Here is a 26,755-nt window from a genome sequence, read left to right on the forward strand (position 1 = left end):
CGGTCTGCGACATCGCCGGTGTCATGCGCGCGGCGGCCACCCTACCGGGGCTCAGGAGCTGATACGTCGATAGGATCGCTGACTCGCGGAGGGAGGCCGTCGCCACGGGGGTGCCGGACGAGAACTGTCCCTCCGTACGGAGGGATGAGGGATCCGGTGAGCCAGGTCGTCGTCAAGCGCCAGCCACGGGCTCTGCCGCCCGAGGTGCCGACCGAGGAACTCCGCCTCGAGCCACCCCCGGAACTGCCGCGCGGGCAGCAAGAGGGCATGCTGATGCAGCTGCTGCCGACGCTTGGCATGGGCTCGTCGATGGTCTACTTCTTCATGCCGGGTGCCGCCCCGATGATGAAGATCATGGGCGTGATGATGATGTTCTCCACGCTCGCCATGACCATCGCCATGATCATGCGGCATCGGCAGGGCTCTCAGGGCCAGCGGGCGGACATGCGCCGCGACTACCTCAAGTACCTCGCGCAGACGCGCCGAACCGTACGGCGCACGGCCCGGCGGCAGCGCGACGCCCAGTTCTATCTGCACCCCGCCCCGGAGCAGCTGTGGGCGATCGTCGCCGAAGGCAGCCGGGTGTGGGAACGGCGGCTGACCGACGACGACTTCGCGCAGGTGCGGCTCGGGCTGGGCACACAGCAGCTCTCCACTCCCCTGATCGCCCCCGAGACCGCCACCGTGGACGAGCTGGAGCCGCTGACGGCAGGCGCGATGCAGCGCTTCCTCGCCACCCAGGGGTCGCTGGACAACCTGCCCATGGCGGTGTCGCTGCGCGCCTTCTACCACATGACAGTGTCCGGAGCTCCGGAGCAGGTGCACGGGATCGCCAGGGCGCTGATCGCCCAACTGGCCACCCTGCACTCGCCGGAGGACCTCGTCATCGCGACGGTCACCTCGCGCGGCGCGGCGGAGCAGTGGGAGTGGACGAAGTGGCTCCCCCACGCCCAGGTGCCGGGGTCCTTCGACGGCGCCGGCTCGCGGCGGCTGTTCGGCGACTCCCTCGCCGAGGTGGAGGAGCTGCTGCGGGGGCGGCTGGAAGGCCGTACCCGCTTCAGCAGGGAAGGGCAGCCGCTGCTCGACCAGCCGCATCTGGTGCTCGTGCTGGACGGAGCGATAGTGCCACCGGACTCGGCGTTCGCGGCGCCCGAGGGTCTCCAGGGCGTCACCGTCATCGAGGTCCTGGCGGGCGAACTCGACGAGCCGCGCGGCGGTCTGTCGATCGTCGTACGGCCCGGCAAGCTACAGCTGGAGTCGCAGGTCGCGGGGTACGACGGCATCCCCGACTCGCTGTCCGTCGAAGCGGCGGAGGCGCTCGCGCGGCAGCTCGCGCCGCTGCGCATGGGCGGGGACGACGACGATGAGCCACTGCTCGCCAACCTCGACTTCACCGAGCTGCTGGGGCTGGGCGACGCCGGTTCGGTGGACGTCTCCCGCACTTGGCGGCCCCGCTCGCTGGCCGAGCGGCTGCGGGTGCCGATCGGCGTCTCGGAGGACGGCTCCCCGGTCATGCTGGACCTCAAGGAGGCGGCGCAGGAGGGTATGGGCCCGCACGGTCTGTGCGTCGGCGCGACGGGCTCGGGCAAGTCGGAACTCCTGCGGACGCTGGTGCTGGGGCTGGCGGTCACGCATTCGTCCGAAACCCTCAACTTCGTCCTGGCGGACTTCAAGGGCGGCGCCACCTTCGCGGGCATGTCGGAGCTGCCTCATGTGGCCGCGGTCATCACCAACCTCGCCGATGACCTCACGCTGGTCGACCGCATGCGCGACTCGATCACCGGTGAGCTGCAGCGCCGTCAGGAGCTGCTGCGTTCGGCGGGCAATTACGCGAACATGCACGACTACGAGAAGGCGCGGGCGGCCGGGGCGCCACTGGAGCCCCTGGCATCACTCGTTCTGGTGATCGACGAGTTCAGCGAGCTGTTGACGGCGAAGCCGGACTTCATCGAGATGTTCATCCAGATCGGCCGCATCGGCCGATCGCTGGGTGTGCATCTGCTGCTCGCCTCGCAGCGACTGGAGGAAGGCCGCCTGCGCGGCCTTGAGACGTACCTCTCCTATCGCATCGGTCTGCGCACCTTCTCCGCCGCCGAGTCCCGTACGGCCCTGGGCGTGCCGGACGCGTACCACCTTCCCTCCGTGCCCGGCTCCGGCTATCTGAAGTTCGGTACGGACGAGATGACCCGCTTCAAGGCGGCTTACGTCTCCGGCACGTACCGCACGGGCCCCGCGCAATTCGACAGCGCGTCCCTGCCCGTCGAGCGCCGGCCGGTCCTGTTCACGGCCGTTCCGGTCCCGGTGACGTACGCCCCCCTGGACCCGGAGCGGCTGACCGCCCCGGCCCGGCCCGAGGACGACGCGCTGGCGGAGACGGTCCTGGACGTCATCGTGAGCCGTCTGGAGGGCCAGGGCCAGCCCGCCCACCAGGTCTGGCTGCCTCCCCTGGACGAGGCACCTTCCATGGACGAGCTACTGCCGCCGCTGGCCCCCACGCGGGAGCGGGGGCTCCAGTCGGCGGACTACGCCAGGCCGGGCGGACTCGTCGTGCCCCTGGGCCTCATCGACAAGCCGTTCGAGCAGCGGCGCGACATCCTCTACCGCGACTTCTCCGGCGCCGCGGGCCACATGCTGGTGGTGGGCGGCCCGCAGTCCGGCAAGTCCACCTTGATGCGCTCGCTGATCACGGCCTTCGCCCTCACCCACACCCCCGCCGAGGTGCAGTTCTACGGACTCGACTTCGGTGGCGGAGGAATGAGCGCCATCGCGGACCTTCCGCATGTGGGCGGGGTCGCGTCCCGTCTGGACCCCGAGAAGGTGCGGCGGACCATCGCCGAGGTCTCCGGGGTTCTGGCCCGGCGCGAGGAGTACTTCCGCGCCAAGAACATCGACTCCATCGGCACCTACCGACGCCAGCGAGCGGCCGGACAACACGCCGACCAGGGCTGGGGCGATGTCTTTCTCGTCATCGACGGCTGGGGCAACTTCAAGGCCGAGTACGACATGCTGGAAGGCGTCGTCACCGATATCGCCGGCCGAGGGCTCGGCTACGGCGTGCATGTCGTCATCACCGCCTCCCGCAACATGGAGGTCCGCGCATCGCTGAAGGACCAGCTGCTCAACCGGCTGGAGCTGCGCCTCGGTGACACGATGGACTCGGAGTTCGACCGCAAGGTCGCCGCGAACGTCCCGGTCGGCGTCCCCGGCCGCGGTCAACTCCCGGAAAAGCTCCACTTCATGGGCGCTCAGCCGCGTATCGACAAGGGCCACGACCCCGACACCATGACGGACGCGACGACCGAACTGGTCCGCGCGGTCAGCGCGGCCTGGTCCGGCCCGCCCGCCCCGCGCGTGCGGCTGCTCCCGCGCAAGCTCCGCGCGGACGAGCTTCCCAAGGGCTTCGAATACCCGCAGCACGGCATTGCGATCGGCATCGACGAGACAAATCTGGAACCGGTGTTCGTCGATTTCGAGACCGACCCGTTCTTCGTCATCTTCGGTGAAAGCGAGTCGGGCAAGACGTCGCTCATCCGCCTGATCGCCAAGCAGATCATCGAGCGATACGGCCCGGACGAAGCGAAGATCGTGGTCGGCGATTACCGCCGTTCCCTGCTCGGTGTCATCCCGGACAGCCATCTCCTCGAGTACGCCCCGATCGCGTCCGCCCTGGAACTCCACGCCAATGCGCTGAACGGGCTGATGGAACGGCGCGCCCCCAAGCCGGACATCACCCCGCAGCAGCTCCGCGACCGCAGTTGGTGGACCGGCCCCCAGTTCTTCGTCATCATCGACGACTACGAACTGGTTTCCACCAGCAGCGGAAACCCGCTGTCAGTCCTCACCGAGAACTTGCCTTTCGCCCGCGACGTGGGCATGCGTTTCATCATCGCCCGCAATTCCGCGGGCGCCTCCCGTTCGATGTTCGAAACCTTCATGCAGCGCGTGAAGGAACTCGGCGCCCAGGGGATGGTGCTCTCCGGCGACCCAGGCGAAGGCGATGTCTTCGGCGGAGTCCGCCCCCGCCCCATGCCGCCCGGCCGCGGTTTCTTCGTCTCCCGTAAGCGCGGGGTACCGCTGACCCAGGTGGGGTGGCTGCCGGAGCAATAGAACCGCATCTGCGGGGGCTGCGGTCCGCGCGGCCCCCTGCTAGCTTGACGTCTTAAGTCAAGCCAGCAGGCCCGCTTTGCGGCCTGAGCCACAGGGGGAAGCATGTCGTTCGAGGATGAATGGGCTGAGATCAGGGCCGAAGCCGCAAAGCAGCAGGAATCCCATATGCGGCTCAATCAGCTCGACGACGGCAATGGCGGCCGGGGTATTCCGCAGAAGAAGCTGAAGGTCACCGCCTCGGTACTGCGAAGCAAAGCGGGCAGAGTCGACCACGTGAGCACCGGCTTCGCCAAAGCGGACAATGAGACCATGACCGAGACCGGTCAGGTGAAGGCGAGCCTCAAGGGCTTCGACTCCGCGGCGGCTTTCGCCACATTCCAGGAGCGGTGGCGGGACCAGATGCGTTACGCCCAGGGCCTCCTGTCACAGGGGCTGGCGGGTCCGCTGAGGGACGCGGCCACGCACTTCGAGGTGACCGACAAGGGCGTCGGCGAGCAGATCGACCGAGGGAAGAAGAAGCAGGACGGCGGCCAGGACAAGGTCGCCAGGTAGCGCCTGCCCCTCCCCCGGAACGACGATCTCAGCTCAAGGCGGAAGTACTTATGGTCACCTATCACTCGCTCATCACCGTCGACCTCACCCCACTCTCCGAAGCGGTTGGCAAATGGCGCACCCTGCCGGGGAAGTTCCGGCAGGTCGGCACGAATCTGCGCACTGAGGTGCAGACACCCCTGACCAACTCGGATTGGGAGGGCGAAGCGGCGGATTCGGCTTTCAAGAGGATGCAGAAGGCGGCGAAAGAGATCGAATTGGCCGCCTGTGAAGCCGAGGACGTGCATGGCCTGCTGCACGACGCGTACACGGCGTTCAAGAACGCCAAGAAGAAGCTCCAGGAGTACAAGAAGGACATCGAGGAGGCGAAGCACCTCGCCATCGATGACACCGGGCACGTCTCCTACAAGCCGACGAACCTCGATGACCTCACACCGGTGCAACAGGGGCTACAGGCGAAGAACTTCAGCGAAGTGGTGGCGGACTACAACCGTTACATCAGCGAGGTCGTCGGCAACGCCACCACCACCGACGAGATCCTGGCCTGGGCCCTGACACAGGACGGGAACGGCCGGAAGGAAGGTTTCTCCGCCGACGGGTACAGCAGCACCAAGGACGCGAAGGCGGGGCGCGAGCAGGCACGCAAGGACCTCGATGAGGTCGAGAAGCTGGTCAGGTCCAAGAAGAACCTCAGCGCAACCGAGATCGCCCGGGCGAACACGCTCCTCTCCCGGCACGAGGGCGACCCCTACTTCTCCGAGAAGTTCGCCACCGACCTCGGCCCGAAAGAGACTCTGGAATTCTGGCAGCACGTCACAACCGGCCAGCAATTCGGCGACGAACGCACCAAGAACCTGGAGAAGCTCCAGAAATCGCTCGGCTACACCCTCGCCACCGCCTCTCACTCCAACAGCGATGAGATGAAGCAGTGGAAGAAGGAGATCATCAAGCTGGGACCCCGGCGCGTCATGGACACCGACTGGGAGGCCGGGACGAGCACTCCAGGGTCGTATGGCTTCCAGGTGATGAGCAGCCTGCTGCGGTGCGGCGAGTACGACAAGGACTTCCTCGTCGACTACGGCAAGGGCTATCCCGATCCGCACAGCAAGGACGGCCGCACCGGCGGCCTGATCGAGTTCGACCGCAAGCACAAGGACGACCTGAAGGACCTCTACTGGCCCGACGGGTACGAGACGTACGTCAACTTCGGTGAGGACAATGACCACGGAGTCGACCCCATGGCGGGCTACATGGAGTCGCTGGGGCATAATCCCGAAGCGGCCCAGACAATTTTCCACCGCGACCGCTTTGAACAGGATGAGAGCGTCCCGCCGAACGACGATCTCATGTATCTCCTCAAAGAGCGCAAGTGGCTGAACGGGAACTTCTACGCCGACGACGGCAAGGGATACGGGTACGACGAACTGGGGCACGCCTTCGAGGCTGCCGCGCTGGGCCATCCGTATGACCAGCCCGAGTTGGGCCTCCACCGCAACCCCGCCAGTGTCAATGTGGCGACACAGCTGATCAGCGTGGTCGGCGACAACTCCGGCATCCTCGCGGACAAGCAGGGCCTCAGTGACAGCTTGGCCCGCGTGGGCGCCGGCTACATAGACAATCTGGATTGGGCCACGGCCAACCACGGCGACGCCGAATCGGGCGCGAAGACGCGCGACGCGGCCTTCGGCGCTCTCGGCCCGTCCGACATCTCCGTCGCCAATGAGACAGCCAAGAACTTCCTGTCGGCGGTCGGCAGGGGTGACGGCGGCTACCAAATTCTCTCCGCGGCCCAGCACGACTTCACGACAAACGTTCTCAAGGCCCACCCGAATGCGGACGACTCTCTCACTCTGGCTCTGGGCACCGGCGCGGAGACCCAGGGCATCCTGGACGAGGCCCGCTCGGACGCCATCATGAGCGACGCGAATGACAGCAAAGAGGAGAAGGCGAGGAAGCTGTCGGAGGCGGGAGAGTGGCAGAAGTACCGGACCAGTACCGGAATCAGCACCGTCACCAGCCTCGTCACCGTTCCGTTCGAGGCTGCCAAGGCCACGCCTTTCGTCACACCCTTCGTCGACGCCGCCACCGGTGCCATCGACACCCAGGCCGGCATCAACATCGACCGGGAAATCGAGAAGCAGCAGAAGGAGTTCGACGCGAAGGTCGACGCGGACGCTCACAACATGCAGAAGAAGTTCGTCGAAGCGAGTCAGCGTCGTTCGGTCAACCCGCTCGATGCCTATATCGCCGCCCACCCCGAACTCGATGACAGCGCTTGGTACAACCAGGCCAGCGAGCGCGTAAAGGCTGGCTACATCCGTGGCGTGGGGGACGCACAGCTGACCGGGAGCGGCAGTTGATGGAGCCGACAGGAGAGATCGTGCTACGCAATTTTCGTCTGACTCTTGGGCGACTGGCGGCCCTCGCCTGCACGTCCGTCATCGCCGTCACGGGCTGTGGCGGTGGCGACGACGCATCCGGGTCGCCGAAGCCGACCGCGGCAAAGCCGACCGCCGGCGCCGGGCTCGTTCCGGTCGCCCAAGCCTGCGGTGGCCTGTTCGACGAGGCCATCGCGAAGGAGGCCCGGGAGCCGAACGGACCCAGCAAGGTCTATCCGGCCAAGACCAAGAGCACCGACGAAGTCGCGAAGGCGCTGGACCAGGAGTCGGCCAGGAGAAGCACGCCCGAGGACCTCTGTACCTTGACGGACAAGGCCGATGGTAAGGAGCTGCTCGCCATCACCGTGGCGTGGACTCCTCATTCACCTCCGTCGGGCCGGTCGGTGCATTACACGACCACTGTCGGCCCGGAGGACGCAGGCAGGCTTCTCGTTGCGTGTGATGTCGGCAGCGGCGGCGCAGAGGGATCGGGAGAAGACCGTTCCCTGGAGTTCGCCATGCGCGACTACTTCACCGTCAGCGACCACTCGCACGCCAAGCTGCTCATCGCCTCGGCGAAACAGATAACGTCGAAGCTGGACTGCCGGGAAGCTCCCGAATACCCGGATCCGAAGGTTGTGGCACCGCCGCCGAAACGGGGACTGCGGTAGAACGTGAACATGGGGGTGGGCAACCGCTGAAGCGGTTGCCCACCCCCATGTTCTTGCGACCGCACCTTCAGAAGGTGATGTCCTGGAACAGCTGGGCCGACTTCTTGTCGGTCGCCTGGTAGTCCATGCTGCCGGTCCTGACCTTGGTCGCCACCTCTTTGAGCGTGGTCTCGATGTGGTTGGCGCGCGTCTTGAACTGCCGTTCGGCGGCGAGCATCATCTGGTGAGCCTCGCCCTCCCAACCGTCGGTGACGGCCTTGACCGCGGCGATGATGGTCTCGATCTGCTGGCTCACCACCCTGGCGCCGCGCTCGAGGTCACCGGCGGTGTCCTCGAGCGAGTTGTATGTGACCTTGATGTCCATCCCGTCACCGGACACTTATGCTCCACCCCTCGTGGTGTCTTGATGGTTGTCGATCATTTCTGTCGCAAGGGCCGCCGTGATGGCGCCCGCAACCGACTAGAACTGGTCGACCTTGCTGTGGGCCAGGCCATCCGCACCACTGCCGAGGTGCCCGCCCGCCGCGCTGCCATTGACGTCAATGCTGCGGAGCTGCGATGCGATCTCGGTGTCGTTGGCACCGCCGGAACGGTGCGTGAGCTGCACCGCCTCGTGGATGTTGACGATCAGCTGACGCAGGGCCTCATGGTCCTCATTGAGGCTCATCTGCGCCCGCCGGAACGCGCTTCCGCCCTGACCGGTCCACGCCGCCTCCACCGTGTCGATGGCGTTGATCAGCGTGCGCAGGTTCTGCGAGAGGTCCTCGCTGACGCGACCGAGATCGCCCTCGAACTTCTTGAAATGTGCGTCGCTAATCCGCTGCGAGCCCGACATCTTTCCACCTTCCCCCATGATGTGTTGGTGAGCCGAGCTGGGGATTCTTTCGTCAGCTCACCACTCTGTGGAGTTTCCTACCCGACATGGCAGGAAGCGTATAGCTGTTGTTGGTACTGGTGCCGGTTACGGTGCCGGTTACGGCCTGGCCGTCGTTCCACCACGACGCCGTACGACAGTGAAGGCGACCGCGGCCCCGACGATCACGACAACACCCGCACCCAAGGCGACCCAGAGCGTCGTGTTACCGCCGTCGTCGTCGCTCGCTTTGGCCTCCACTGCGGGTTTCTTAGCGGCTTGCTCATCCGATGCGGGGGGCTGTGAGGCATCCCCTGCCGACTTAGACGCCGACTCGGAAGGCTTTGGTTTCGTCGCTCCCTCACGAGCAAGCAACGGATTGGTGTTGGCCGGCCCCGGGTCCCCTTCGCCATCGAGGAGCACCTTGCGAGGCCGGACCGAGCCGTACCCGAGGTAACTGCTCGGGATGTCACCGGTCTTGGGCTTCGCGGCCGTCTGCATCATGACGCGGAGGACCTGGTTGTTGGTCCACTTGGGGTGCTTGGACCAGATGAGGGCGGCGGAGGCGGAGGTGATGGCGGTGGCTTGGCTGGTGCCACGAGACGTGCAGACACTGTTCCCGCAGCGTATGGGGATTTCATCCCCGATTGCCACCATCCCTACCTGATCGCCCGAGTTCGACCACTTCGTTGCCTTGCCTTCACGGTCGATCGCGCCGATACCCACGACACCTGGAAATCCAGCAGGATAGGCCACTTCATTGGCCTTGTCACCGACATTTCCTACAGAAGCAAAAATCAGGCTGCCTTTTTTGATGGCATATTTGACTGCCGAGAGCGTCCGAGGGAGCTGACTGCTCACGGCGTCTGACCCTTGCGAGACGTTGATGACTTGTGCCCCATGGTCCGCCGCGTACCGAATGGCCCTGCCCACGTTGCCGTCCGCAGAGTCGACCCTCGCGTCCAGCACATCCTTCACAGGGAGGATCTTGGCCTCAGGAGCCAGTCCTTGAATGCCACCGCCAGCTCCCGTGCCAGCGATCAGAGCAGCGATGTTTGTTCCGTGACCGTCCGTGTCTTTATGCGCACCCGTCGGGTTATGCGACATATCTGCGCCTTCGAGCACTTGCCCTCGTAGCTCGGGCAACGATGCCTTAACGCCCGTGTCGACAACGGCTACGGTAATCCCCTTGCCCTTACTCACCTTCCACATGTCGTCGGCCTGCATGTCCTTCAGGTACCACTGCTGAGAGCTGATGTCCTGTGCGGCCGCTGCGGGCGCGATACCGCCCACTGCCATGAGCCCGGCTCCGAGTGTTGCCAGAGCCGACAAGGAGCGCCGCCGCGCTCCGTACTTCTGGAATGGCATAGGTGAGTGCTCTCCTCGGCATTGCACAGGGATCTGTCGATCTACTCGATGACCGGCGGAACCGTGTCACGCCGTCCACCCGACCAGCTCTCTTCGTCTTCCTGAAGGTAATCGGGCCTGGAGCCGGAGGGTTCCGAGCCGTTCGGGGCTGCCCTGCCAGACCGCGACGTCGGCTCAGGCTCCTCCTGGTTACCGCGCACAAGCCCGGATCCCCCTGGGGTGAAGTCGGACTGTGCTCCGCGCCCAGAACGCGAACCGCTGACGGGGCCTCCCGACTCCGATGCGAGCCGCCGGCCCTGGCCACCACTGCTCCCGGGCGCGTGCGGACCTCCATCAGCGGGCACACCGCCCATGCCCAGGGGACCACGCCTGGGAGGGATGCCGTGTTCGTCTCCGACGACCGTGCCCTTCGGCAGACGCTGCCCATTCGCGTTGTTCGGCCCTCGTGGACTGTCCACGGTCCCGCCCGGCTCCGAGGCGAGCCGTCGGCCCGGCCCGCCATTCGCAGGCGAAGGCGTGCCTTTGAAGCCATGCGTAGCGGGTCCCATCGGCCCACGCCTCATGGGCCCTTGCTCTTCTCCGACAACCCTGCCCCGGGGGATTCGCGGAGGGTTGGTTTGCCCCGGTGGGCGAGCCTGTTGCCCGCCGTGAATACCGTCAGGCAAGCCGGTCCGAGGAAGGCTCGTCGGCCGAGGCTGTTTTGCCGCGCCTTGGTAGGGAGGGAGGGGCTCTCGTACAGGATTGCCCCTACCCCGCATAGGCGGCGGGGCGCTTGGCAGGAGTGGCCTGGGTCCGTTTGGCACCACAGGGTTCACGTGCTGCTCGGGCGCATTCTGCGGTGGCGCAGTAGGAAGCCTGCTTGGGTCGATGATGTCATGCGAGGGTAGCGTGTTCGTGGAGTCAATACTGGTCCTCGCATCTGACACAGCATCCGGCAGCCCCTCCACCCCCACGTTGCCGTGTCCTGTAGAGGCTACTCCTGGGTGCTGGACAAGGCCCGTCCCATCAGCGGCATCAGAACGAGCTGCGAACGGCGCAGCGGAAGCTGTGCTTTGCCCACCTGCGTTTCTGTTCCCAGACGGCGATGCATCCGAGGGACCGGGATCGCCTTGGAAGTAGTTCCCGAACTCAGGCGGCAATGGCGGGAAGTTCGGCTCCTCAAGATCCTTGATCTCCGTATAAGCCGTCTCGTAGTACGAGTCCAGCTTGTCCATCTGCTGGAGCGCTTCCAGGTGGTGCTTGTCCGCGACCGTCTTTTCCGCATCGCTCTTGTGCGTCTTGTCATCGGCCGCCGTCGGGGCTGGCATCGCTGCCTTGACCTCGGTCAGGCCCTGGCCCGCAGCAGTCATGTGTACGCCGACGAGCAGGGTGTAGTCGGCCATCTTGTGGGTCTGCTTGGCAACCTCACGACCCCACTCGCGGAAGGCGTCGGCGCCCTCGCCCTCCCAGTGCACCCGCTCGGCGTGTGCCTTGAGTTCCTCCGCGATGGCACTGATGTCGTCGAAGGCAGCCGACAGAGCGGCCCCGACGTCGGTCAGCGCGCCCGGCTTCGCGGTCGCGATCATGTTGTAGAGCTCGTCGTGCGACCGATCCTCGAACTTCCCTCCGGCCATCTACCTTCTCCCCCTCACAGCGCGTCGCCCCCGACCTCTTTGCCGCCGTGATTCCCACTCTGACCCGCATGCTTCTCGGGCTCGCGATAGTACTTCCGCGTACGTGTCTGGATCTCCCGCATTCGACGGGCCTGTTCGGCGTCCATGCCGTCATAGCCGCGCTCGGCGAGGATCGCCATGAGGCCCATGGCCTCGATCTGGTCGCCGAAGGACTTGGACAGGGTCTCCAGTCGCGCGTGGACCTTCTCGTAGAGGTTGGCCAGGTCGTCGGCGGAGGTGAACCCGGTGCCCGAGCCGTACGCGTCCCGGGTGATGGACTGTTGCGAGATCGTCTTGCGCGATGCCGGGGACTTATCAAGGTCGGTCAGGACCTTGTCCAGGCGCTTCTTGAACTTGGCAAGCGTCTCGGCTTCCTTGACCAGCCTCTTGCCGAACGGCGTCTGTGGCTCAGACCCCGGCTCTATGGGCCTCACGCTGTCCCTCCCCGTATGACACCAACGATGTCCTAAGCCACTCTATCCATCAGAGTTGGACACCCCAACTGCCCCGTAGCTGTGGGACGTCGACGGTTCAGTAACGGTCCCCTCCCCCAAACGATGCATACGAGGCACACGTCACATCTGATGACACTAACGACTTCACCACAGGCGCACATGAGTACGCATACCTATTTCGCAGGGCGACAGCACCAGTGTGCGGCCTGAGGCCCAAGGTCAGGCGGCGGGGCTGGCATGCGGGGCGGCGGGTGAAACCTTGCCCCACAGTTCGAAGAGGTCCAGGATCTTGCTGGACTGCCGGCTGGCCAGGCCCTTCGCGTCTTCCACAGCCATGCGCTGTGGCGTGTAGTCCAGAGGCGTCGCCGTCTAAAGATCAGCGCCCTTGGGAGCACGATAACAGCGGGAGTCGACGTCCACGCTGATCAACTCATCAAGATTCCCTGACCGTTCCCTGGCCCATTCAATCTGCACCCAGTGATGCGTCCGGCGGTTGACTGCCACGAGCTCCGGGTTCCGTGCCTGCGACTTGGTTTCACCATCTTTCGTGATGTCCCAGCCATGCTTCGGCAGCCGCTCACGGAGATTCTGCATCGCCGTCTCGAAGGTTCCGTCGCTCAGCTTGTAGACCGACCACGGGTGATGAATTGTGTAATACTTCGTCAAGTCCGGATCGATCGCCTCACAGACACTGACCGCCGCTCCCGACTCAGTGACTTTGCCCTTGACTCCCATCCAGTCCAGAAGACTGCTGGAGATGGCATTGACCTCTTGTTTTGTTTCCTGAACAGCGCGGACTTCTGGCTTGTAACCGAGCTTGGCCTCTGCCCCGCCATCGGCTTCAGAGTTACCGTCCATAGATGAACATCCCACCAGAATCAACGGTGCCGCCATCACGACACAAATCGCCCATGAGAACTTTCGGGACCCTCGCAGCGGTCCACGGCTCGGCTCACTCAAGTGTTACACCCTTATAGTCGCCCACAATGACTCGTGCCTGATTTTTGAGACTGACCGATGGCTTTTGGTGTTCATCTACGTTCCAGTATCCACCGTGGTCGCTCGAATCCGATTCCATGACATGTCCACCGAACTCCCTGTCGGTGGGAATGACCCTATTACCACCAAGGCCGACGTTCCGCCCACCCTCTCGAACGAACCAGTCGTCGCTTCCCGTGCCCCCGGCTTTCATGGCCCACATATGGTCAGGGTCTATGCCGAGATCAGCGGCATGTTCAGCCTGCATGCCAGGGCTCCCCGCTGCGATCACGTCGTCGGCCGGCAACGGGTCGCTCCAGGTGTCCGCGTATTCGCTACGGTATTTAGCTGCATCCCCTATGACCGTGCTGCCGTAGCTGTGACCGATGACGGTGGTGTGGGCAGCGCCACCAGTGGTTGCCTCGTGAGCCGCCTTGTTGCCGTCAAGGAACTCACGGAGATTGGGAGCAGCCTTTTCTGCGTACTTATCACTGGTGGCGTTAGGTACCTGATCCGGAGCATCGTAGTCGAACCATGTAATAGTAGAGATCTTGTCGCCAGGCGAGAGCGCCTGACTCTCCCTCCACAGCGTCGCACCACGGTTCAGATCACCGTCAATACTACCTAGATGCGTCTTTGTGCCCGGCACATACAGCGCTGTGTGGTCTGCGGTATCCGGATTTCCATTGGCCAGGACAACCCGTCCGTCACCCTTTGGATCGAACCCAAGGAGATACGCCTCAGGTAGACCGTCTTCGCCTGTTCTGTCGAAACGCTTCTGGATGGCTTTCATACCGTCCAAAGCGGACTTCAGATGCGCCCTCTTCCCTTCATATTTTTGGTGCCATTCAAGCCACTCGTCGCTGTATCTCATGGTCCTGCCACTAGGGACGTATTTGGGCTTGGGCTCCTCGGGTATGTCCTTGTACTGGGCTTGGTACTCCGCCCGCTTTTCCTCGAATACTGCACGGTTCGCCTCGTCGCGGACGTCCGCCGGAAGACCATTCAGCTTACCCACGCTGTCGGGGTACATCGAAATGTAGTCGGCCTTCTCCTGCCCAGAGAGCCCCTTCCACCAGTCCGCGTTCGATTTCGGATCGCCGTCCTTGGGTGGAGGCTTGATCTCGTCCAAGTACTCCTTCGCACCGCTACGGACACCCCCCGTGTCTCCCTTGGCGTCGGCCCAGTCTTCTGCAGCGACGGTCAGATCGTCGTCGGCCTTCAGCGTGCGTAACTTGGGGGCCCACTTCTCGTCAGCCTGTGTCGCGTCGTAAATGGCTTGGGCGATGCGGTTGGCGATGGCCACCGCGCGGCCGTAGTTCGGATTGGGGTGGATGTTCGCCGCCTGGCGTTCCAGGGCATCGGCCGTATCATTCGCGTCGGCCGTCGGGTCGATCGGCTGGTTCGTCGGCTTGCCCTTCGCGCTGCCCGTGACCGTGCCGCCCTCCGGTACTTTGCCGTCGACCTTGTCGCCGGCCGCCGGGTAGCTCACCGAGCCATCAGAGCCCACCGTGAATTTCTCTGCCTCGGCATCCTCCACAGCGGCGTCGAGCTTGTCCTTGGCTGCCCGTAGTTCGTAGGCCAGAGAGTTGAGCGCGGTGGTGATGAGAGCGCATTCGACCTGGGTGTAGTGGAAGTTCGTCGCCAGCTTCCGGAGCTGCACCACGGCGGCCTCAGCGGCCTCACCTTCGAGAACGGCTTGGCCATCGACCGTTTTCCGCATGCCTGCGATGATCTGGCTCTCGACGTCATCCTTGGCTTCACTGGCCATGGCACCGACGGTCCTGTAGCCGCCTGCGGCGTCCTCGAACTCCGACGGCTTGAGGGACGTGAGCGTCGCGTAATCCACCGCCGCGTCACCGACCCCGGCTGTCGCCGCCGACAGGCTTCGTGTCCTCGTACAGGACGTTCAGCCCGTCGAACGCACACTTGGTGGCCTCGTCGTTCTTGTACTGGTGGTCCCCAGCCCTCTCAAGCCGGTCCTGAATCGCCCCGCACTTCCCGCTCACGTCCTTCAGGTAGCGCTTCCAGGAGTTGTAGAGCTCCCGCTGAGCCGCCGCGCTCTGGATGCCGCCGCCGGAGTCACTGCCCGCGCCCAGGCCGGTCTGCTCCTCCTCCAGCTTCGTCAGCGCGGTCTTGATGTCCCCCCGGAGCTTGCCGACGCTCCGGCCTGCCGTGGTCCAGGCGTTCTTGCTGGACTTCACCCCGCCTGATCCGCCTTGCGCCCATCCCGGCTTGTCGTCGGCGCTCGCGAGACGCATCCCGGTGTCACCGGACGCCTCGCGCTTCATTTGCGCCCATTCCGTCTCGAACGTAGACATACGCTCCCCGACCCCCTGGCTCACACGACTCACAGTTACGCCAAATAGCTCAGTGTAGGTGACACTTCACGGGCGTCTATGAGTACTCCTACTCAGCTATTCAGCCATGCCGGAGCGCCGCCGCCTCCGTTCGTTGAGAACTGCCGCCAGGCCCGCGATGCCCGCCACCGCGATGGCGGCGGCGCCCACGGAGTACGTCGCGAGACGTTCCTTGCGCTCCTGAGGGGTCTCGCCCAGGGACATGGGGGCGGGGTCGGGCGCGGCGACGTCGTGGGCTGCGCCCTTGTCCAGAGTGACGTGGTCGATGCGGGTTTCGTCGTCCGTGAGGGCGCGGACGGGGTCGACGACGCCCCAGCCGATGAAGCGGTCATGGTGGTTGACGGCGCGCTCGGCGGTCTGCTCGATCTGGGCGACCACCTCGTCCTGGTGCCACTCCGGGTGCTTGGCGCGAATCAGGGCGGCCACGCCGGCGACGTAGGGCGCGGAGAAGCTCGTGCCGTTGTCCACGCATTGGCCGCCCTTGGGGACGGTGGAGACCATCTCGACGCCAGGAGCGGCGACATCGACGAAGTCGCCGGACTGGGAGAAGGGAGCGCGTTCGTTGTTGCGGTCCGAGGCACCGACGGCGAGGACGCCGTCGTAAGCGGCCGGGTAGGTCTTCTTGACCTTGCCGTCGAGACCGTCGTTCCCGGCGGAGGCGATCACGACGACATCCGCTTGCAGCGCTTTCTCAACGGCTTGCTCAAGCGTGCTGTTCGTCTGGAGCGGCTTGACGGTGTCCTGGGAGATATTGATGACCTGGGCTCCCGCGTCCACCGCCCAGTCGATGGACGTGGCCATGGTGTCGGTGGTGCCGGAGCCCTTTTCATCGTTCTGCCGGATCGGGATGATCTTGGCCTTCGGTGCGATGCCGACGAATCCCGTGCCCGAGTGCGAGCGGGCGGCGATGATGCCGGCGACCTTGGTGCCGTGGCCGACGGAGTCATCCGTCCCGTCGCCCTTCTTCCCCTTGGACAGACTCTTCTTGCCGCCCTTACGGACCTCCTTGCCCTTGCTGGTGTCGACGGCGTCCTTGAGCTGAGGATTGCTGTTGTCGACGCCGGTGTCGATGACGGCGACCTTGACCGGACGCCCCTTCGAATCCAGCCCCTTGGTGTCCTGCCACAGCTGGTCGAGCATGACCCGCTGGAGGGACCAGGGGGTGCCCTTTATCTGTTTGGCGGGGTAGGTGCATTCGCCACTGCCCGCGAGGGAGAGGTCCGGCGCCGTGGAGGCCGATGTCGGTCCGGCCGCCGCCGTCAGTGCCGTGAGGGCGGTCGCCGCCGACAGGGCGAGGGGTTTGATGGTGCGCCGCATGTGTTCGGGCTTCCTCATGTCCTATGAACCCTGGGGCTGCTTGGCGCTGTTGGCGTCGAGGCGTGGACCGGTAGGCAGGAATTCGGACCAGTCCGCGGGCACCGGAGTCGGGTTGACGTCCTGGTATCCGAGGCTGCGCTGGGCCCTGTTGACGTCCTGCTGGGTCTCAGTGGCCTTTTCCTTGTCGGAGTCTTCGCCGCCGATTTTCGACTTGCCGGAATCGCTGTCGTTGTTGGACTGGACCGAGTAGCGAAGGCCGGTGTCGGTCACCAGGAAGACGGGACCGTTCTTGATCTGTCGGCCGCTCACCTGGCGGTAGAGCACTCCCGACCCCGGGGTCACATAGGCGCTGGTGGCGCCGTCCGGGATGGTGGCCGGGAAGTCCTTGCCAGCCCAAGTAGTCACCTTGGCACCGCCCTTGGCGGTCACCCCGTCCAAGATGCTGCAACTGGTGTCACGCGCTCCGCTGCCCAGCGCGGGATCGACGGAGTTGGCCTGGCTCGGGATTTCGCTGGGCCAGTGGTACTGGCCGTAGAAATCGTTCTCCGTGTCCGGGTTGAACGACTGGGCCGCCACTCGCTTGGCCATACTCGCCCCATTGATGGAGGTCTTGCTCCTGAGCAGGAGCTTGGCCACAAACTCCGAGACGCGCTGGACCTTTCCCCGCAGCACCACATACTTCTGGGTGCCGGCTCCGGTGGGCGCTTCGAGCACCATGCCGACCCGGTTCGCATCGCCGAGGCTCGAGATCCCGGCGTCATCGCCGACCCGGCCCGGGACCTGCGGAAAGTCGATCGGTGCCCCGTCCCTGAAGGTCGCCAGCCAGTCCCTGGTGACTCGCTGCGGCTTCGCGCCGTCGTGAAAGATCGAGCGCAGCAGAAGGTTGGTGTCCTCGGCGGACTTGGCCTTCCAGTCCGGACCGCCGATCACATACTTGACGCCCCGCGGATCGACGAGATAGCGGGCGCCGTCCTGATCCTGCACATAGAGGGCCTGGCCACCGTGGAGCGCCTGGGATCCGTGCAGCTTCTTGAGCTTCGGGTCCCGGTCGGAAAAGAGGAAGACGGCCTTCTGTGTGGTGTTCCCATTGCCGCCCGGCTGTTCACAGACCGCCCACGTCATGCGCTTCTTCGCCTCGTCCGCACTGGGGATGCGGTCCGGTGCGTACGGAATGCCGATCGTTGGGCCACGCGGGATGTGGCCGTCGTCCAGCTCCGACTCCTTCACCTTGATGATGCTGGACTTCTCGGGGTCGAGGAGGAGCTTGGCGGAGGCCAGGTTCAGCACGGGGTGGAGTTGGGGCTTGCCGCCGGTCTTCAGGATGACGTACCGAGTGGTGGAGTCACTGCCGACGATCACATGCGATTCCGGTGTGTCCCACCCCTTGGGGGCGACGGGCTTGAACATGCCCCAGGCCCCGAAACCGGCGAGGATCAGGGCCCCGACGACGACTCCGGGAAGGACCGCGCGCAGCGGACGCGGCGCACCCTCCTCCGTGCCGCTCGGCGTGGGTTGCAAAAAGGCGGCGACTGTCCGCTTCTTCGCATAGATATAGGCGTTGAGTTCATCCCGCCGTGATGCCATTTTTAGCCGCTTCTCCCCGCTTTTCGGCCTCGGTAGTCAGGTGGCCTGCCCTCGGTCCTGGCGTCGTACCGACCCTCTACTATGCCGGTAGTGAACTGGCTCATGCCGCCCGGGGACACTCACCGGGGCAACGGCGACCGGGCCGTTCGGGCCGGTTTCGGACATGAGGGGGCTGACGGGGATGGCTGCCGCAACGCGCGCACGTGCCACGAGGAGCGCGTCCGGCCGAGGAGCACCGAGCGGACCCCGTCCGCCCGCACCCGCTGACGCTCCCCCGACAGCGGCTCCCATCACCTCCGCCACCCCGCGCACGATGTCCCGGCCCGGCAGCTTCGGCCCCCTGCGGCTCCAGCAATTCGTGCTGATCGAGGTGGCCGCGGCGATCGTGCTGGCCGCCGGGGTGGTCGACAAACTCCTGCTGGTGCCCGCCGGAGTCGTGGGCGTCGTCCTGGTCCTGCTGGCCGTGGTCACGCGTCATCAGCAGCCGATACCGGAATGGCTCAGCACCGCGCTCGCGCTCCGCAGGCGCCAGCGGCAGGCGGCGAAGCCGCTCGACGCGGGCACGGACCCCGGTTTCACACCGGCTCTGGAGTGCGAACCGGCCCTGCGCACCTATACGTTCACCGATCGCGAGCGGCGCATGGTCGGCTTGGTGGGCGACGGCACCTTTCTCACCGCGATCTTGCAGGTGGACGCCACGGACTCACCGCTGCGCCCGCACCGTACGCAGCGTCCGCTGCCGCTTTCGCTGCTGCGCGATGCCATGGATGTCGATGGAATCCTGCTGGAGTCCGTGCAGGTGGTGCAGCATGCGTTGCCGGCGCCCGCCCCCCACCTGTCGGCGCAGACGGTGCCCGTGCGCAACTACGGTCCGCTTCAGGAGCAGACGGGCGCGCCCGCGGTCCGTCTGACGTGGGTGGCCTTGAAGTTCGACCCGGAGCTCTGCCCGGAGGCCGTCGCGGCCCGGGGCGGGGGCCTCGAGGGCGCGCAGCGGTGTGTGCTGCGGGCGGCGGACCAGCTGTCGAGCAGGCTACAGGGGGCAGGCTTCGGCGTGACGCTTCTGCCGGAGGAAGGCGTGACGGCGGCGATCGCCACCGCCGCGAGCGTCAATCCGAGGGCGACGGCGCAGGCCCGGCAGACCAACACGCTCAGTCGACGCACGGTCGAGAGCACACGGGCCTGGCGCTGCGACGACCGGTGGCACACCACCTACTGGATCAGCAGGTGGCCACAGTTGGGACCGGGAGCCACGCCCCTTCCCCAACTGGCCGCGCTGCTGACCTCACTGCCCGCGCTCGCGACCACGCTCAGCCTCACCCTGCGCCGGGGCGGGACGCAGAGCGGCCGGCCCGCGCCCACGGTGAGCGGGCATGTGCGGATCACGGGTCATAGCGCGGACGACCTGGTCGCGATGAGGCGAGAGCTCCAGCGCACCGCCCGTGGGGTGCGGGTGGGTCTCGCACGGCTGGACCGCGAGCAGGTACCCGGCGTACTCGCCACTCTGCCCCTGGGAGGGACCCGCTGATGGCCATGCCGACGACCGTCTCAGGCGGCCCTTCCTACGCCCCGGCCTCCACACCTGGCCATCTGCCCGGTCAGCCGGACGAGCCCGTGGCTCCCGCCCCGCGCAGGACGCGACGGGGATTCGGGCTGATCGGACCCCGGCGTCAACGGCATGAGCTCCCCCCGGAGCAGTTCGACGCACTGGCGCTGCCGGTCGGCGACGACGGGGTGGCGATCGGTGTCGGTGCGCGGGACCAACCCGCCGTGCTGGGCCTGCACCGTCCCACGCCCTTCAACGTGGTTCTGGTCGGCGGGCTGTGGACGGCGCAGGTGATCGGATTGCGAGCGGTGGCCACGGGCGCCCGGGTCACCGTGGAGACCGGCCGTCAGCAGATGTGGGCGTCATTGGCGCAGGCCGCGAACGGCGGTTACCAGAGCATGACCCTCCACGACGTGGGACGTGTGCCGCCGCAGGGGCCGTCGATCGGCAGCCCCGTTTTGGTGATCCGTGACGCGGGCATGCGACCGCCGCGCGGGCGGGTGACTTCGGCGCCGTGGCAGTCCGTGCTGACGCTTCTGCCCTACCTGAGCCCGGTCGCCCCCCGGCTCATGGAAAACGCGGACCTGGTGGGCGTCCAGCGGGTGTCGCCCGAGGAGGCCGCCCAGGTCGGACGGATCATGGGGCTGCCGTCCACGGATGTCGAATCACTGTCCACGCTTCCGGACGGGGTCACTCTTTGGTGTGATCGTCAGTCGCGGCTCTACGTGGCGACGCATCCGACTGACATCGAATCCGGCCTGCTGGGCGGGGCTCGCCGCATGGACTGACAGTGTTCGATTGCCGCCGCGCACACGGTGGATGAGACTGTCAGCCAAGCATCAGGCGGGCTTGTTTCCGCGGTACCCGAAGGGATTCTCCACCAATGGCCGATGCCAAAGAGAAGGAAGAGCTGTACGCCCTCGACATCTCCGGTGTCGAGTGGCTCAGCGCACCTGGCAGCAGCTCCGAGGACCGGGTGGAGATCGCCTACCTGCCGAACGGGGCAGTGGCCATGCGGAATTCCACCGACCCCGAGACCGTGCTGCGCTACACGGAGGCCGAATGGCGTGCCTTCGTCCTGGGCGCGAGGGACGGCGAATTCGATCTGAGCTGAGGAGCGCGGGTGCGGGGGCGGACGCCGGTCGGTGTCCGCCCCCGCGGTCGTGTCCCCACCGCTCGGCCGCCACTCAGCGGCCGAAAGCCATCAGGAGGTTTTCGGCGGTGGTGTCGGTGCCGGTGATGCGGTTGGTGGCGATGTAGAAGTTGCCGTTGCGGTAGGTGTGGGTGGCCGAGTAGAAGTCGCGCTCGGCTTTTTGGGTGGCCTGGGGGAGGCGCAGGAGGGTTTTGGGCTTGCCGCCGTTGGGGCCGATGCGGACTATTCGACCGGGGGCGGCGTATGTGGGCTTTTCGTAGGCGATGAGGTTCTTGCCGTCCATGTTCAGCGGGAGCAGGAGCCGTTCGGCCACCTTGACCGCCCATTTCCGTTTGCCGGTGGTGAGGTCGAAGGCGTGGATCTCGCTCGTGGAGCCCAGACCGTGGTCCTGGGTCATCTCGGTCGGCAGGTAGAAGGTGTCGGCGGAGACGGCGACGCCCTCGCAGTTGCCCATGTTGGTGCCGAAGATGTCCGTGCCGCACTCCGGCTGGTAGGACTGCTTGCCCAGCGCGAGGGTCGAGCGTTCCCTGCCCTTGTCGGAGAGGGCCAGGATGCCGCCGGAGCGTCGGTCCTGGTCGATGAGGGCCACCACAGCGGGGCTGCTGGAGAAGATGTTGCTGACCTTGAAGCCCTTACGGACGGTGTAGGTCCACTTGATCGAGCCGGTGGGGGCGAGCTGCTGGACCTTGGCGGTGCCATTGGTGCAGGAGTAGGCGCGCAGCAGGACCTTCCCGCCCGCGTATCCGTCAATGGAACAGCCCGCGCTCGGCTTTTCGGGTGAGACTTCCTTGCCGTCACTGACCTTGATGACGGCGGAGCCGCCGAACCAGGCCATGCCGACGAGATTGCCGCTCTGCGCCATGCCCACATTCGTGTAGCCGCCGCCCATGGCGTCGCTCTCGGGGGCGGGATGGTCCCAGAGCTTGACGCCCTTGTTGAGGTCGATCAGGGCGAGTTGGCTACAGGAGTCCTTTCCATGGCCCGCATAGGTGACCACGACCTTGCCGTCGGTCGTGGAGGTGGGAGCCGCGCAGACCGCCTTGGGGAGCGAGAGGGTCCACTTGCTGCCCCCTTCGTCCTTGTACGCGACGATCTTGTTCTCGACCGCCTTGACCACATAGCCCTTCATCGCCCAGAAGCCGGGCACTTCGAGGTTGCTCGTGCTGACCTCGGGCGCGGGCTTCTGGTAGAGGACCTTGGCCTCGCCCGCCCGGCGCTGGTCGTTGGGATCGCTTTCGCCGTTGCCGCGGCCGCCGGTTTTATCGCCGTCACCGGTCGTCGGCTCGGGCGTCGGGTCCTGTGTCCTGGGGTGGCGCGGGGTGGTCGTCGTGGGACTCGCGGTGGGGTTCTTACCGCCGTCATCACCGCCCACCGCCGCGTACACCCCGCCGCCGGCCGCGAGCAGTACCGCCACCGCCGCACCGACGATGACGGCCTTCCGCTTCGGGGCCCGGCCGCCGTTGGTGGGCGGAGGCGTGCCGTACGGCCCGCCGGGCAGTGGGGTGTACGGACCGCCGTACTCCGGCTGGCGTGTGTACGGGTTCTGGGCGTACGGGTTCTGGGCGTACGGGTTCAACGGGCCCGCGCCCGGGGGCGCGCCGGGCGGTGGTGGAGGCGGGCTCGGTGGGAGGGCGCCATCCCATATCTGCGGCGGAGTGTGGCCCCTCGACGGAGCTGACGGGGGCCTCTGGGGCGCGGTGGGCGGCGTGGGTGGTATCGGAGGTCTCCGCGGCGAGCCGAAGCCGCCCTGGCCGGGTTCCCGGGGCTCCTGGGGCTGGTCGGGCTCCTGAGGCTCTGGGGGCGGTGGGCCGAAGCCGCCGGAGGGCGGCTGGTTGGGTGGCTGGGGCGGCTGCGGCATCTGCGCCTACCTCTCACACGAGTCCACCGACCGGTCGGCCTCCTCCCCGCGATCCGGTCGGCGGCGCCGGCCGGAAAGGGGCGACATGGTCGCAGATCCCACTGTGCAACGGCATTCGAGCGGGGATTCTTTGTACCACCGGATGCTTGGACTTCTCCCCGCGGTTGCCGGGTACGTACCGCCGTAAGGCACGGTGAGGTCTCGGACGGCCTCGAGTGCGCGGACGGGCCTGCCCCCGCGGCGCTCATGGTGATTAGTCTTGGGGTACCCGGTGGAGCGCCCGTTCAGGGGTCGCCGGCGTCACAAAAGGGGAAAGCCGAACGGTCGGACGACAGTAGCGATCGGCAACAGATCGGCCTCGCCAAGAATTTCAAGGGTGTTCGACCACACCAGGAGGCATTGTGAGCAGCGATCGGGACGAGATCCGCACGGGCGGAAACACACCCGGCGATGATCGGTCCGACGCGGAGACCGAGCACACGGGCGAGTTCACCATCGACTACACCCCACCCGCCTGGTACACGCAGAACGCTTCGTCGTCGTCCTCGCCGTCCTCCACGGCCCCCTCGTCGACCGGCGGTTCCGGAGGAACCGGGACGGGCGCCGGTGCGGGGATGCCGGGGCCGCCGCCTCCGCCGCCCACCGGCAATCCGGTGCCGGTGCCGGGGGTGCCGGAGCCGAGCGGTTTTCCGGGTGCCTGGCCGCCGCCTGCCCCGGCGCCCTCCTCCGATGTCGCGTCGGACGCCTCCGAGGTGGAGGAGGTCCCCGGGCAGCGGGAGGACGAGGCACGGTCGGAACCGGAGAGCAGAGAGTCCGACTCGGGCATTCGTATGTCGTCTTTGTCTGACTCCGGGTCGGGTTCGATTGGTGCCGCGCCCCCGGATGACAGCGTCACGAGTGACGGCGTTACGGGTGGCGGGGTTTTGGACAGCGCTGAGTCCGAGCCCTCCTACGAGGCTTCCGCCCCGGCTTCCGATGTCGAGACGGAGGATTCGGCCGCGGCTTCCTCTTCCGCTTCCCCTTCCGCTCCCGTCGATGACGACTTCACATTGGCGCCCGCCACTGCTCCGCGGGACGACGACGCCTTCCGGCCGGACCCGGAGTACGCCTCCGCGACGGGCTCCGACGAGGGCGAGAACGGCGATCTGGGCAGCCCCTCCACCGTACGGTTCTCCACCTCCGCGCTGCGGCGCGAGATCGCCGAGAGGCGGAGTGAGGACTCCGGCGCCGGGGCTGCTGATTCCGGTCCCGGTTCCGGTTCCGACTCCCGTTCCGACCACGGTTCCGACTCTGGCGCTCCTTCCGGCTTCGATTCCGGTTCCGATTCTGGGTCTGGGTCTGGGTCTGGGTTTGCGTCCGGTCCCGGTCCGGACGACGACTCCGGCTCCTCGGGCTCGGGCTCGGGCTCGGGCTCGGGCGACCGTACCGACGACGACGTGCGCAGTGAGGGCACGCTGCGCTTCTCCACGGCCGCGCTGCGGCGGGAGATGGAGGAGTTGAGGCAGGCGAGCGCCGAGCCTCAGGACGCGGTCCCCGAGGACGCGGTTCCCGAGGACGCCGTGCCGCCGAGCGCGCCGTCGCCCGAGCAGTCCGCCACCACCTGGGCCCCGCCGCCCGTTCCGCAGTCGGGGCTGCCGCCCCTGCCGCCGGACTTCCAGCCCGCGGCGCCCGAGGACGCCCCGCCCGCTCCGGGTCCCGCCCCGGTTCCGGAGCAGCGGACGGATGGGCCCGCCACCCCGGGTGCCGGTGTGCCGCTCCCGCCGCAGGACACCTCCTGGGCGCCTCCCCCGCCCCAGACGCAGGGGCAGCCCGGGCAGCCCGCCGCCGGACCGGGGCCGCAGGGCGGGTACGGCTATCCGCGTCCCGGTGAGGGCGCTCCCGGTGCGATCCCCGGCCAGCCCGGTCCGGCCCCGCTGCCGGATCAGGCCCAGGGGGCGCAGCCCCCGACGGGCAACGTGCCCGGCCCGCAGGGCGGTTACCAGCAGCCCGGCCCGGGCGTTCCGGGTCCCGGTCCGCAGGGTGCCCCCGGTCCGCAGGGGCCCCACTACGGCTATCCGCACCCGGGGGGCCAGCCCGCGCCCGGTCCGGGCGCTCCGGGTCCAGTACAGGGCCAGGGGCCGACGCCCGTCCCGGGCGGTTACGGCTTCCCGCAGCCGCCCGCCCCGGACCAGCAGGGCCAGGGCCAGAGCCCGTACCAGCAGCCCCCCGCACAGCCCTACCCCACGCCCCAGCAGGGGCCGGGGCAGGCCGAACACCCCGGACACCCCGGGCACCCCGGCCAGCCGATGTACCCGGGCCAGCCCGGACAGCCTGCCCAGCCCGGACAGCCCGGACCGTACGCGCCGAACGGCCCCGTCCAGGGCCAGCCGCCGCATGACCCCCAGGGGCCGCAGTTCCCCGGGCAGCAGGGTCCGGGCGCGCAGGGTGGCTACGGCTTCCCGCGGCCCGGCGACGGCGTCCCCGGACCCGGCCCCGGGGGCGTTCCCGGACCCGGACCGCAGGCGCAGCCCCAGCCACAGCCGCATGACGGCTACGGCTATCCGCGTCCGGACGCCCAGGCCGCCCCGGCGGCACCTGCGGCCCCGGCCGACCCCCGTACCGGCGGCTGGCCGACCGTGACGCCCGACCAGCGGCGCCAGGCCGGGGGCGCGGGCGCGCCGCTCGGGTACACCGCCGCGGTCGAGCTCTCCTCGGACCGGCTGATCAAGGGCAAGCAGAAGCCGAAGAAGAACACCCCCGGCCCCTCCCGCTTCAAGCTCGGCGGCAAGAAGGAGGAGGCCGAGCGGCAGCGAAAGCTGGAGCTGATCCGTACGCCGGTGCTCTCCTGCTACCGCATCGCGGTGATCAGCCTCAAGGGCGGTGTCGGCAAGACCACGACGACCACCGCCCTCGGCGCGACCCTGGCCATCGAGCGCCAGGACAAGGTCATCGCGATCGACGCCAACCCGGACGCGGGCACTCTCGGCCGACGGGTCCGCCGGGAGACCGGTGCGACCATTCGTGACCTGGTCACCGCGATCCCGTACCTCAACAGCTACATGGACATCCGGCGGTTCACCTCACAGGCGCCGTCGGGGCTGGAGATCCTCGCCAACGACGTGGACCCGGCGGTCTCGACGACGTTCAACGACGACGACTACCGCCGCGTCATCGACGTCCTGGGCAAGCAGTACCCGATCATCCTCACCGACTCGGGCACGGGCCTGCTCTACAGCGCCATGCGCGGCGTCCTCGACCTCGCCGACCAGCTGATCATCATCTCCACACCCTCGGTGGACGGCGCGAGCAGCGCCAGCACCACCCTGGACTGGCTGTCCGCGCACGGCTACGCGGATCTGGTCTCGCGGAGCATCACGGTGATCTCCGGGGTCCGGGAGACCGGCAAGATGATCAAGGTCGAGGACATCGTGTCCCACTTCGAGACCCGCTGCCGCGGGGTGATCGTCGTGCCGTTCGACGAGCATCTGTCGGCGGGCGCCGAGGTGGACCTGGACATGATGCGGCCCAAGACCCGTGAGGCGTACTTCAACCTCTCGGCCATGGTCGCGGAGGACTTCACCCGCGCCCAGCAGGAGCAGGGTCTGTGGACGGGCGACGGTGCGGCCCAGCCGCCGCAGGTGGCCCCGCCGATGCCCGGACAGGCCCAGCAGCAGCCCTACCCGGGCGCCTACGCGCCTCAGCAGGGCCAGCAGCCGCAGTACCCCGGGTACCCGCAGCAAGGCGGCCAGCAGGGCTGGCAGCAGTCCTACGGGCAGGGGCAGCAGCCGCAGCCCGGGCAGCCGTGGCAGCAGGCCCAACCGGGGCAGCCCGGCCAGCCCGGGCAACCGGGGCAGCCCTGGCAGCAGCAGCCCCCGCAGCAGTAGCGAGCGAAGAACACGAACGCGCCCCGCGGGCCGGTGATCCGGCCCGCGGGGCGCGTTCGCATT

19 protein-coding genes and 1 pseudogene are annotated in these 26,755 nt (G+C 67.1%); 9 read left to right on the top strand and 11 right to left on the bottom strand.

Going from position 1 to position 26,755, the window contains the following annotated elements; translation table 11 throughout:
• The first annotated feature begins 156 nt into the window (after window positions 1–156).
• The 4 genes from eccCa to KHP12_RS17385 all read left to right on the top strand — a co-directional run bounded on the left by eccCa (window position 157) and on the right by KHP12_RS17385 (window position 7,708).
• Window positions 157–4,107: a type VII secretion protein EccCa gene (gene eccCa, locus KHP12_RS17370; protein WP_211833147.1), complete on the top strand. Its 3,951-nt coding sequence runs from the start codon at window positions 157–159 to the stop codon at window positions 4,105–4,107.
• Between the two features lie 102 nt (window positions 4,108–4,209).
• Window positions 4,210–4,659: a type VII secretion target gene (locus KHP12_RS17375; protein WP_037960690.1), complete on the top strand. Its 450-nt coding sequence runs from the start codon at window positions 4,210–4,212 to the stop codon at window positions 4,657–4,659.
• A gap of 50 nt (window positions 4,660–4,709) precedes the next feature.
• Window positions 4,710–7,019 carry a hypothetical protein gene (locus tag KHP12_RS17380; RefSeq protein ID WP_211833148.1) on the top strand — a complete coding sequence of 770 codons (2,310 nt, stop codon included), beginning with the start codon at window positions 4,710–4,712 and terminating at the stop codon, window positions 7,017–7,019.
• On the top strand, window positions 7,019–7,708 hold the full coding sequence (locus KHP12_RS17385; RefSeq protein ID WP_211833149.1) for a hypothetical protein: 690 nt from the start codon (window positions 7,019–7,021) through the stop codon (window positions 7,706–7,708). The genes KHP12_RS17380 and KHP12_RS17385 overlap by 1 nt, the downstream gene beginning before the upstream one ends.
• Before the next feature lie 67 nt (window positions 7,709–7,775).
• Here the strand turns inward: KHP12_RS17385 and KHP12_RS17390 are convergent, their stop codons facing one another.
• From KHP12_RS17390 to eccB, 9 genes are all read right to left on the bottom strand, one after another.
• Complete coding sequence (locus KHP12_RS17390) at window positions 7,776–8,087, bottom strand: WXG100 family type VII secretion target (RefSeq protein WP_037960684.1); 312 nt, start codon at window positions 8,085–8,087, stop codon at window positions 7,776–7,778.
• 81 nt (window positions 8,088–8,168) lie between these two features.
• Window positions 8,169–8,543 (bottom strand): WXG100 family type VII secretion target, encoded by a 375-nt coding sequence (locus KHP12_RS17395; RefSeq protein WP_037960682.1) that lies wholly within the window; start codon window positions 8,541–8,543, stop codon window positions 8,169–8,171.
• Between the two features lie 138 nt (window positions 8,544–8,681).
• Window positions 8,682–9,929: a S8 family serine peptidase gene (locus KHP12_RS17400; RefSeq protein ID WP_211833150.1), complete on the bottom strand. Its 1,248-nt coding sequence runs from the start codon at window positions 9,927–9,929 to the stop codon at window positions 8,682–8,684.
• Window positions 9,930–11,556: 1,627 nt separating this feature from the next.
• On the bottom strand, window positions 11,557–12,015 hold the full coding sequence (locus KHP12_RS17405) for a DUF2563 family protein (RefSeq protein WP_211833151.1): 459 nt from the start codon (window positions 12,013–12,015) through the stop codon (window positions 11,557–11,559).
• A 390-nt stretch (window positions 12,016–12,405) separates the two neighbouring features.
• On the bottom strand, window positions 12,406–12,894 hold the full coding sequence (locus KHP12_RS17410; protein WP_246643129.1) for a hypothetical protein: 489 nt from the start codon (window positions 12,892–12,894) through the stop codon (window positions 12,406–12,408).
• A 94-nt stretch (window positions 12,895–12,988) separates the two neighbouring features.
• Window positions 12,989–14,863 carry an alpha/beta hydrolase gene (locus KHP12_RS17415; RefSeq protein WP_211833152.1) on the bottom strand — a complete coding sequence of 625 codons (1,875 nt, stop codon included), beginning with the start codon at window positions 14,861–14,863 and terminating at the stop codon, window positions 12,989–12,991.
• Between the two features lie 7 nt (window positions 14,864–14,870).
• Entirely contained in the window at window positions 14,871–15,335 is a 465-nt protein-coding gene (locus tag KHP12_RS17420; protein WP_211833153.1) for a hypothetical protein, read from the bottom strand.
• A 96-nt stretch (window positions 15,336–15,431) separates the two neighbouring features.
• Window positions 15,432–16,709, bottom strand: coding sequence for a type VII secretion-associated serine protease mycosin (gene mycP, locus KHP12_RS17425; protein WP_372455203.1), 1,278 nt, complete (start codon window positions 16,707–16,709; stop codon window positions 15,432–15,434).
• Window positions 16,710–16,712: 3 nt separating this feature from the next.
• Entirely contained in the window at window positions 16,713–18,275 is a 1,563-nt protein-coding gene (eccB, locus tag KHP12_RS17430) for a type VII secretion protein EccB (protein ID WP_211833154.1), read from the bottom strand.
• A gap of 181 nt (window positions 18,276–18,456) precedes the next feature.
• Between eccB and eccE the strand changes: the two genes are divergently transcribed.
• The 3 genes from eccE (at window position 18,457) to KHP12_RS17445 (ending at window position 20,932) form a co-directional block, all read left to right on the top strand.
• Window positions 18,457–19,800, top strand: coding sequence for a type VII secretion protein EccE (gene eccE, locus KHP12_RS17435; protein ID WP_211833155.1), 1,344 nt, complete (start codon window positions 18,457–18,459; stop codon window positions 19,798–19,800).
• On the top strand, window positions 19,800–20,606 hold the full coding sequence (locus KHP12_RS17440; protein ID WP_211833156.1) for a hypothetical protein: 807 nt from the start codon (window positions 19,800–19,802) through the stop codon (window positions 20,604–20,606). The genes eccE and KHP12_RS17440 overlap by 1 nt, the downstream gene beginning before the upstream one ends.
• Window positions 20,607–20,701: 95 nt before the next feature.
• A complete protein-coding gene (locus tag KHP12_RS17445) occupies window positions 20,702–20,932 on the top strand; it encodes a DUF397 domain-containing protein (protein WP_037960661.1) in 231 nt (76 codons plus the stop codon).
• Between the two features lie 73 nt (window positions 20,933–21,005).
• Here KHP12_RS17445 and KHP12_RS17450 read toward each other — a convergent pair whose 3' ends face one another.
• Complete coding sequence (locus KHP12_RS17450) at window positions 21,006–22,547, bottom strand: outer membrane protein assembly factor BamB family protein (protein WP_246648607.1); 1,542 nt, start codon at window positions 22,545–22,547, stop codon at window positions 21,006–21,008.
• Between the two features lie 683 nt (window positions 22,548–23,230).
• On the opposite strand from KHP12_RS17450, the pseudogene KHP12_RS53410 reads away from it, so the two are divergent.
• Window positions 23,231–23,308 (top strand): annotated as a pseudogene (locus KHP12_RS53410) (SCO5717 family growth-regulating ATPase); the annotation flags it as partial.
• A 20-nt stretch (window positions 23,309–23,328) separates the two neighbouring features.
• Here the strand turns inward: KHP12_RS53410 and KHP12_RS53415 are convergent.
• Window positions 23,329–23,655, bottom strand: a complete 327-nt coding sequence (locus KHP12_RS53415; RefSeq protein ID WP_086885943.1) for a hypothetical protein — start codon at window positions 23,653–23,655, stop codon at window positions 23,329–23,331.
• A 223-nt stretch (window positions 23,656–23,878) separates the two neighbouring features.
• Here KHP12_RS53415 and KHP12_RS17455 point away from each other — a divergent pair, with 223 nt between their 5' ends.
• Complete coding sequence (locus KHP12_RS17455) at window positions 23,879–26,692, top strand: MinD/ParA family ATP-binding protein (protein WP_246648611.1); 2,814 nt, start codon at window positions 23,879–23,881, stop codon at window positions 26,690–26,692.
• Window positions 26,693–26,755: the final 63 nt, after the last annotated feature.

It is taken from the genome of Streptomyces asiaticus (assembly GCF_018138715.1).
GTDB classification, from domain to species: domain Bacteria; phylum Actinomycetota; class Actinomycetes; order Streptomycetales; family Streptomycetaceae; genus Streptomyces; species Streptomyces asiaticus.

Excerpts from the sequence above, each read along its gene's own strand:
- KHP12_RS17375 (WP_037960690.1), top strand. The coding sequence starts at position 4,210 with ATGTCGTTCGAGGATGAATGGGCTGAGATCAGGGCCGAAGCCGCAAAG.
- KHP12_RS17380 (WP_211833148.1), top strand. The coding sequence starts at position 4,710 with ATGGTCACCTATCACTCGCTCATCACCGTCGACCTCACCCCACTCTCC.
- KHP12_RS17385 (WP_211833149.1), top strand. The coding sequence starts at position 7,019 with ATGGAGCCGACAGGAGAGATCGTGCTACGCAATTTTCGTCTGACTCTT.
- KHP12_RS17395 (WP_037960682.1), bottom strand. The coding sequence starts at position 8,543 with ATGTCGGGCTCGCAGCGGATTAGCGACGCACATTTCAAGAAGTTCGAG.
- KHP12_RS17400 (WP_211833150.1), bottom strand. The coding sequence starts at position 9,929 with ATGCCATTCCAGAAGTACGGAGCGCGGCGGCGCTCCTTGTCGGCTCTG.
- KHP12_RS17410 (WP_246643129.1), bottom strand. The coding sequence starts at position 12,894 with ATGGACGGTAACTCTGAAGCCGATGGCGGGGCAGAGGCCAAGCTCGGT.
- KHP12_RS17420 (WP_211833153.1), bottom strand. The coding sequence starts at position 15,335 with ATGTCTACGTTCGAGACGGAATGGGCGCAAATGAAGCGCGAGGCGTCC.
- mycP (WP_372455203.1), bottom strand. The coding sequence starts at position 16,709 with ATGAGGAAGCCCGAACACATGCGGCGCACCATCAAACCCCTCGCCCTG.
- eccB (WP_211833154.1), bottom strand. The coding sequence starts at position 18,275 with ATGGCATCACGGCGGGATGAACTCAACGCCTATATCTATGCGAAGAAG.
- eccE (WP_211833155.1), top strand. The coding sequence starts at position 18,457 with ATGGCTGCCGCAACGCGCGCACGTGCCACGAGGAGCGCGTCCGGCCGA.
- KHP12_RS17440 (WP_211833156.1), top strand. The coding sequence starts at position 19,800 with ATGGCCATGCCGACGACCGTCTCAGGCGGCCCTTCCTACGCCCCGGCC.
- KHP12_RS17445 (WP_037960661.1), top strand. The coding sequence starts at position 20,702 with ATGGCCGATGCCAAAGAGAAGGAAGAGCTGTACGCCCTCGACATCTCC.
- KHP12_RS53415 (WP_086885943.1), bottom strand. The coding sequence starts at position 23,655 with ATGCCCGAGTCGGACTCTCTGCTCTCCGGTTCCGACCGTGCCTCGTCC.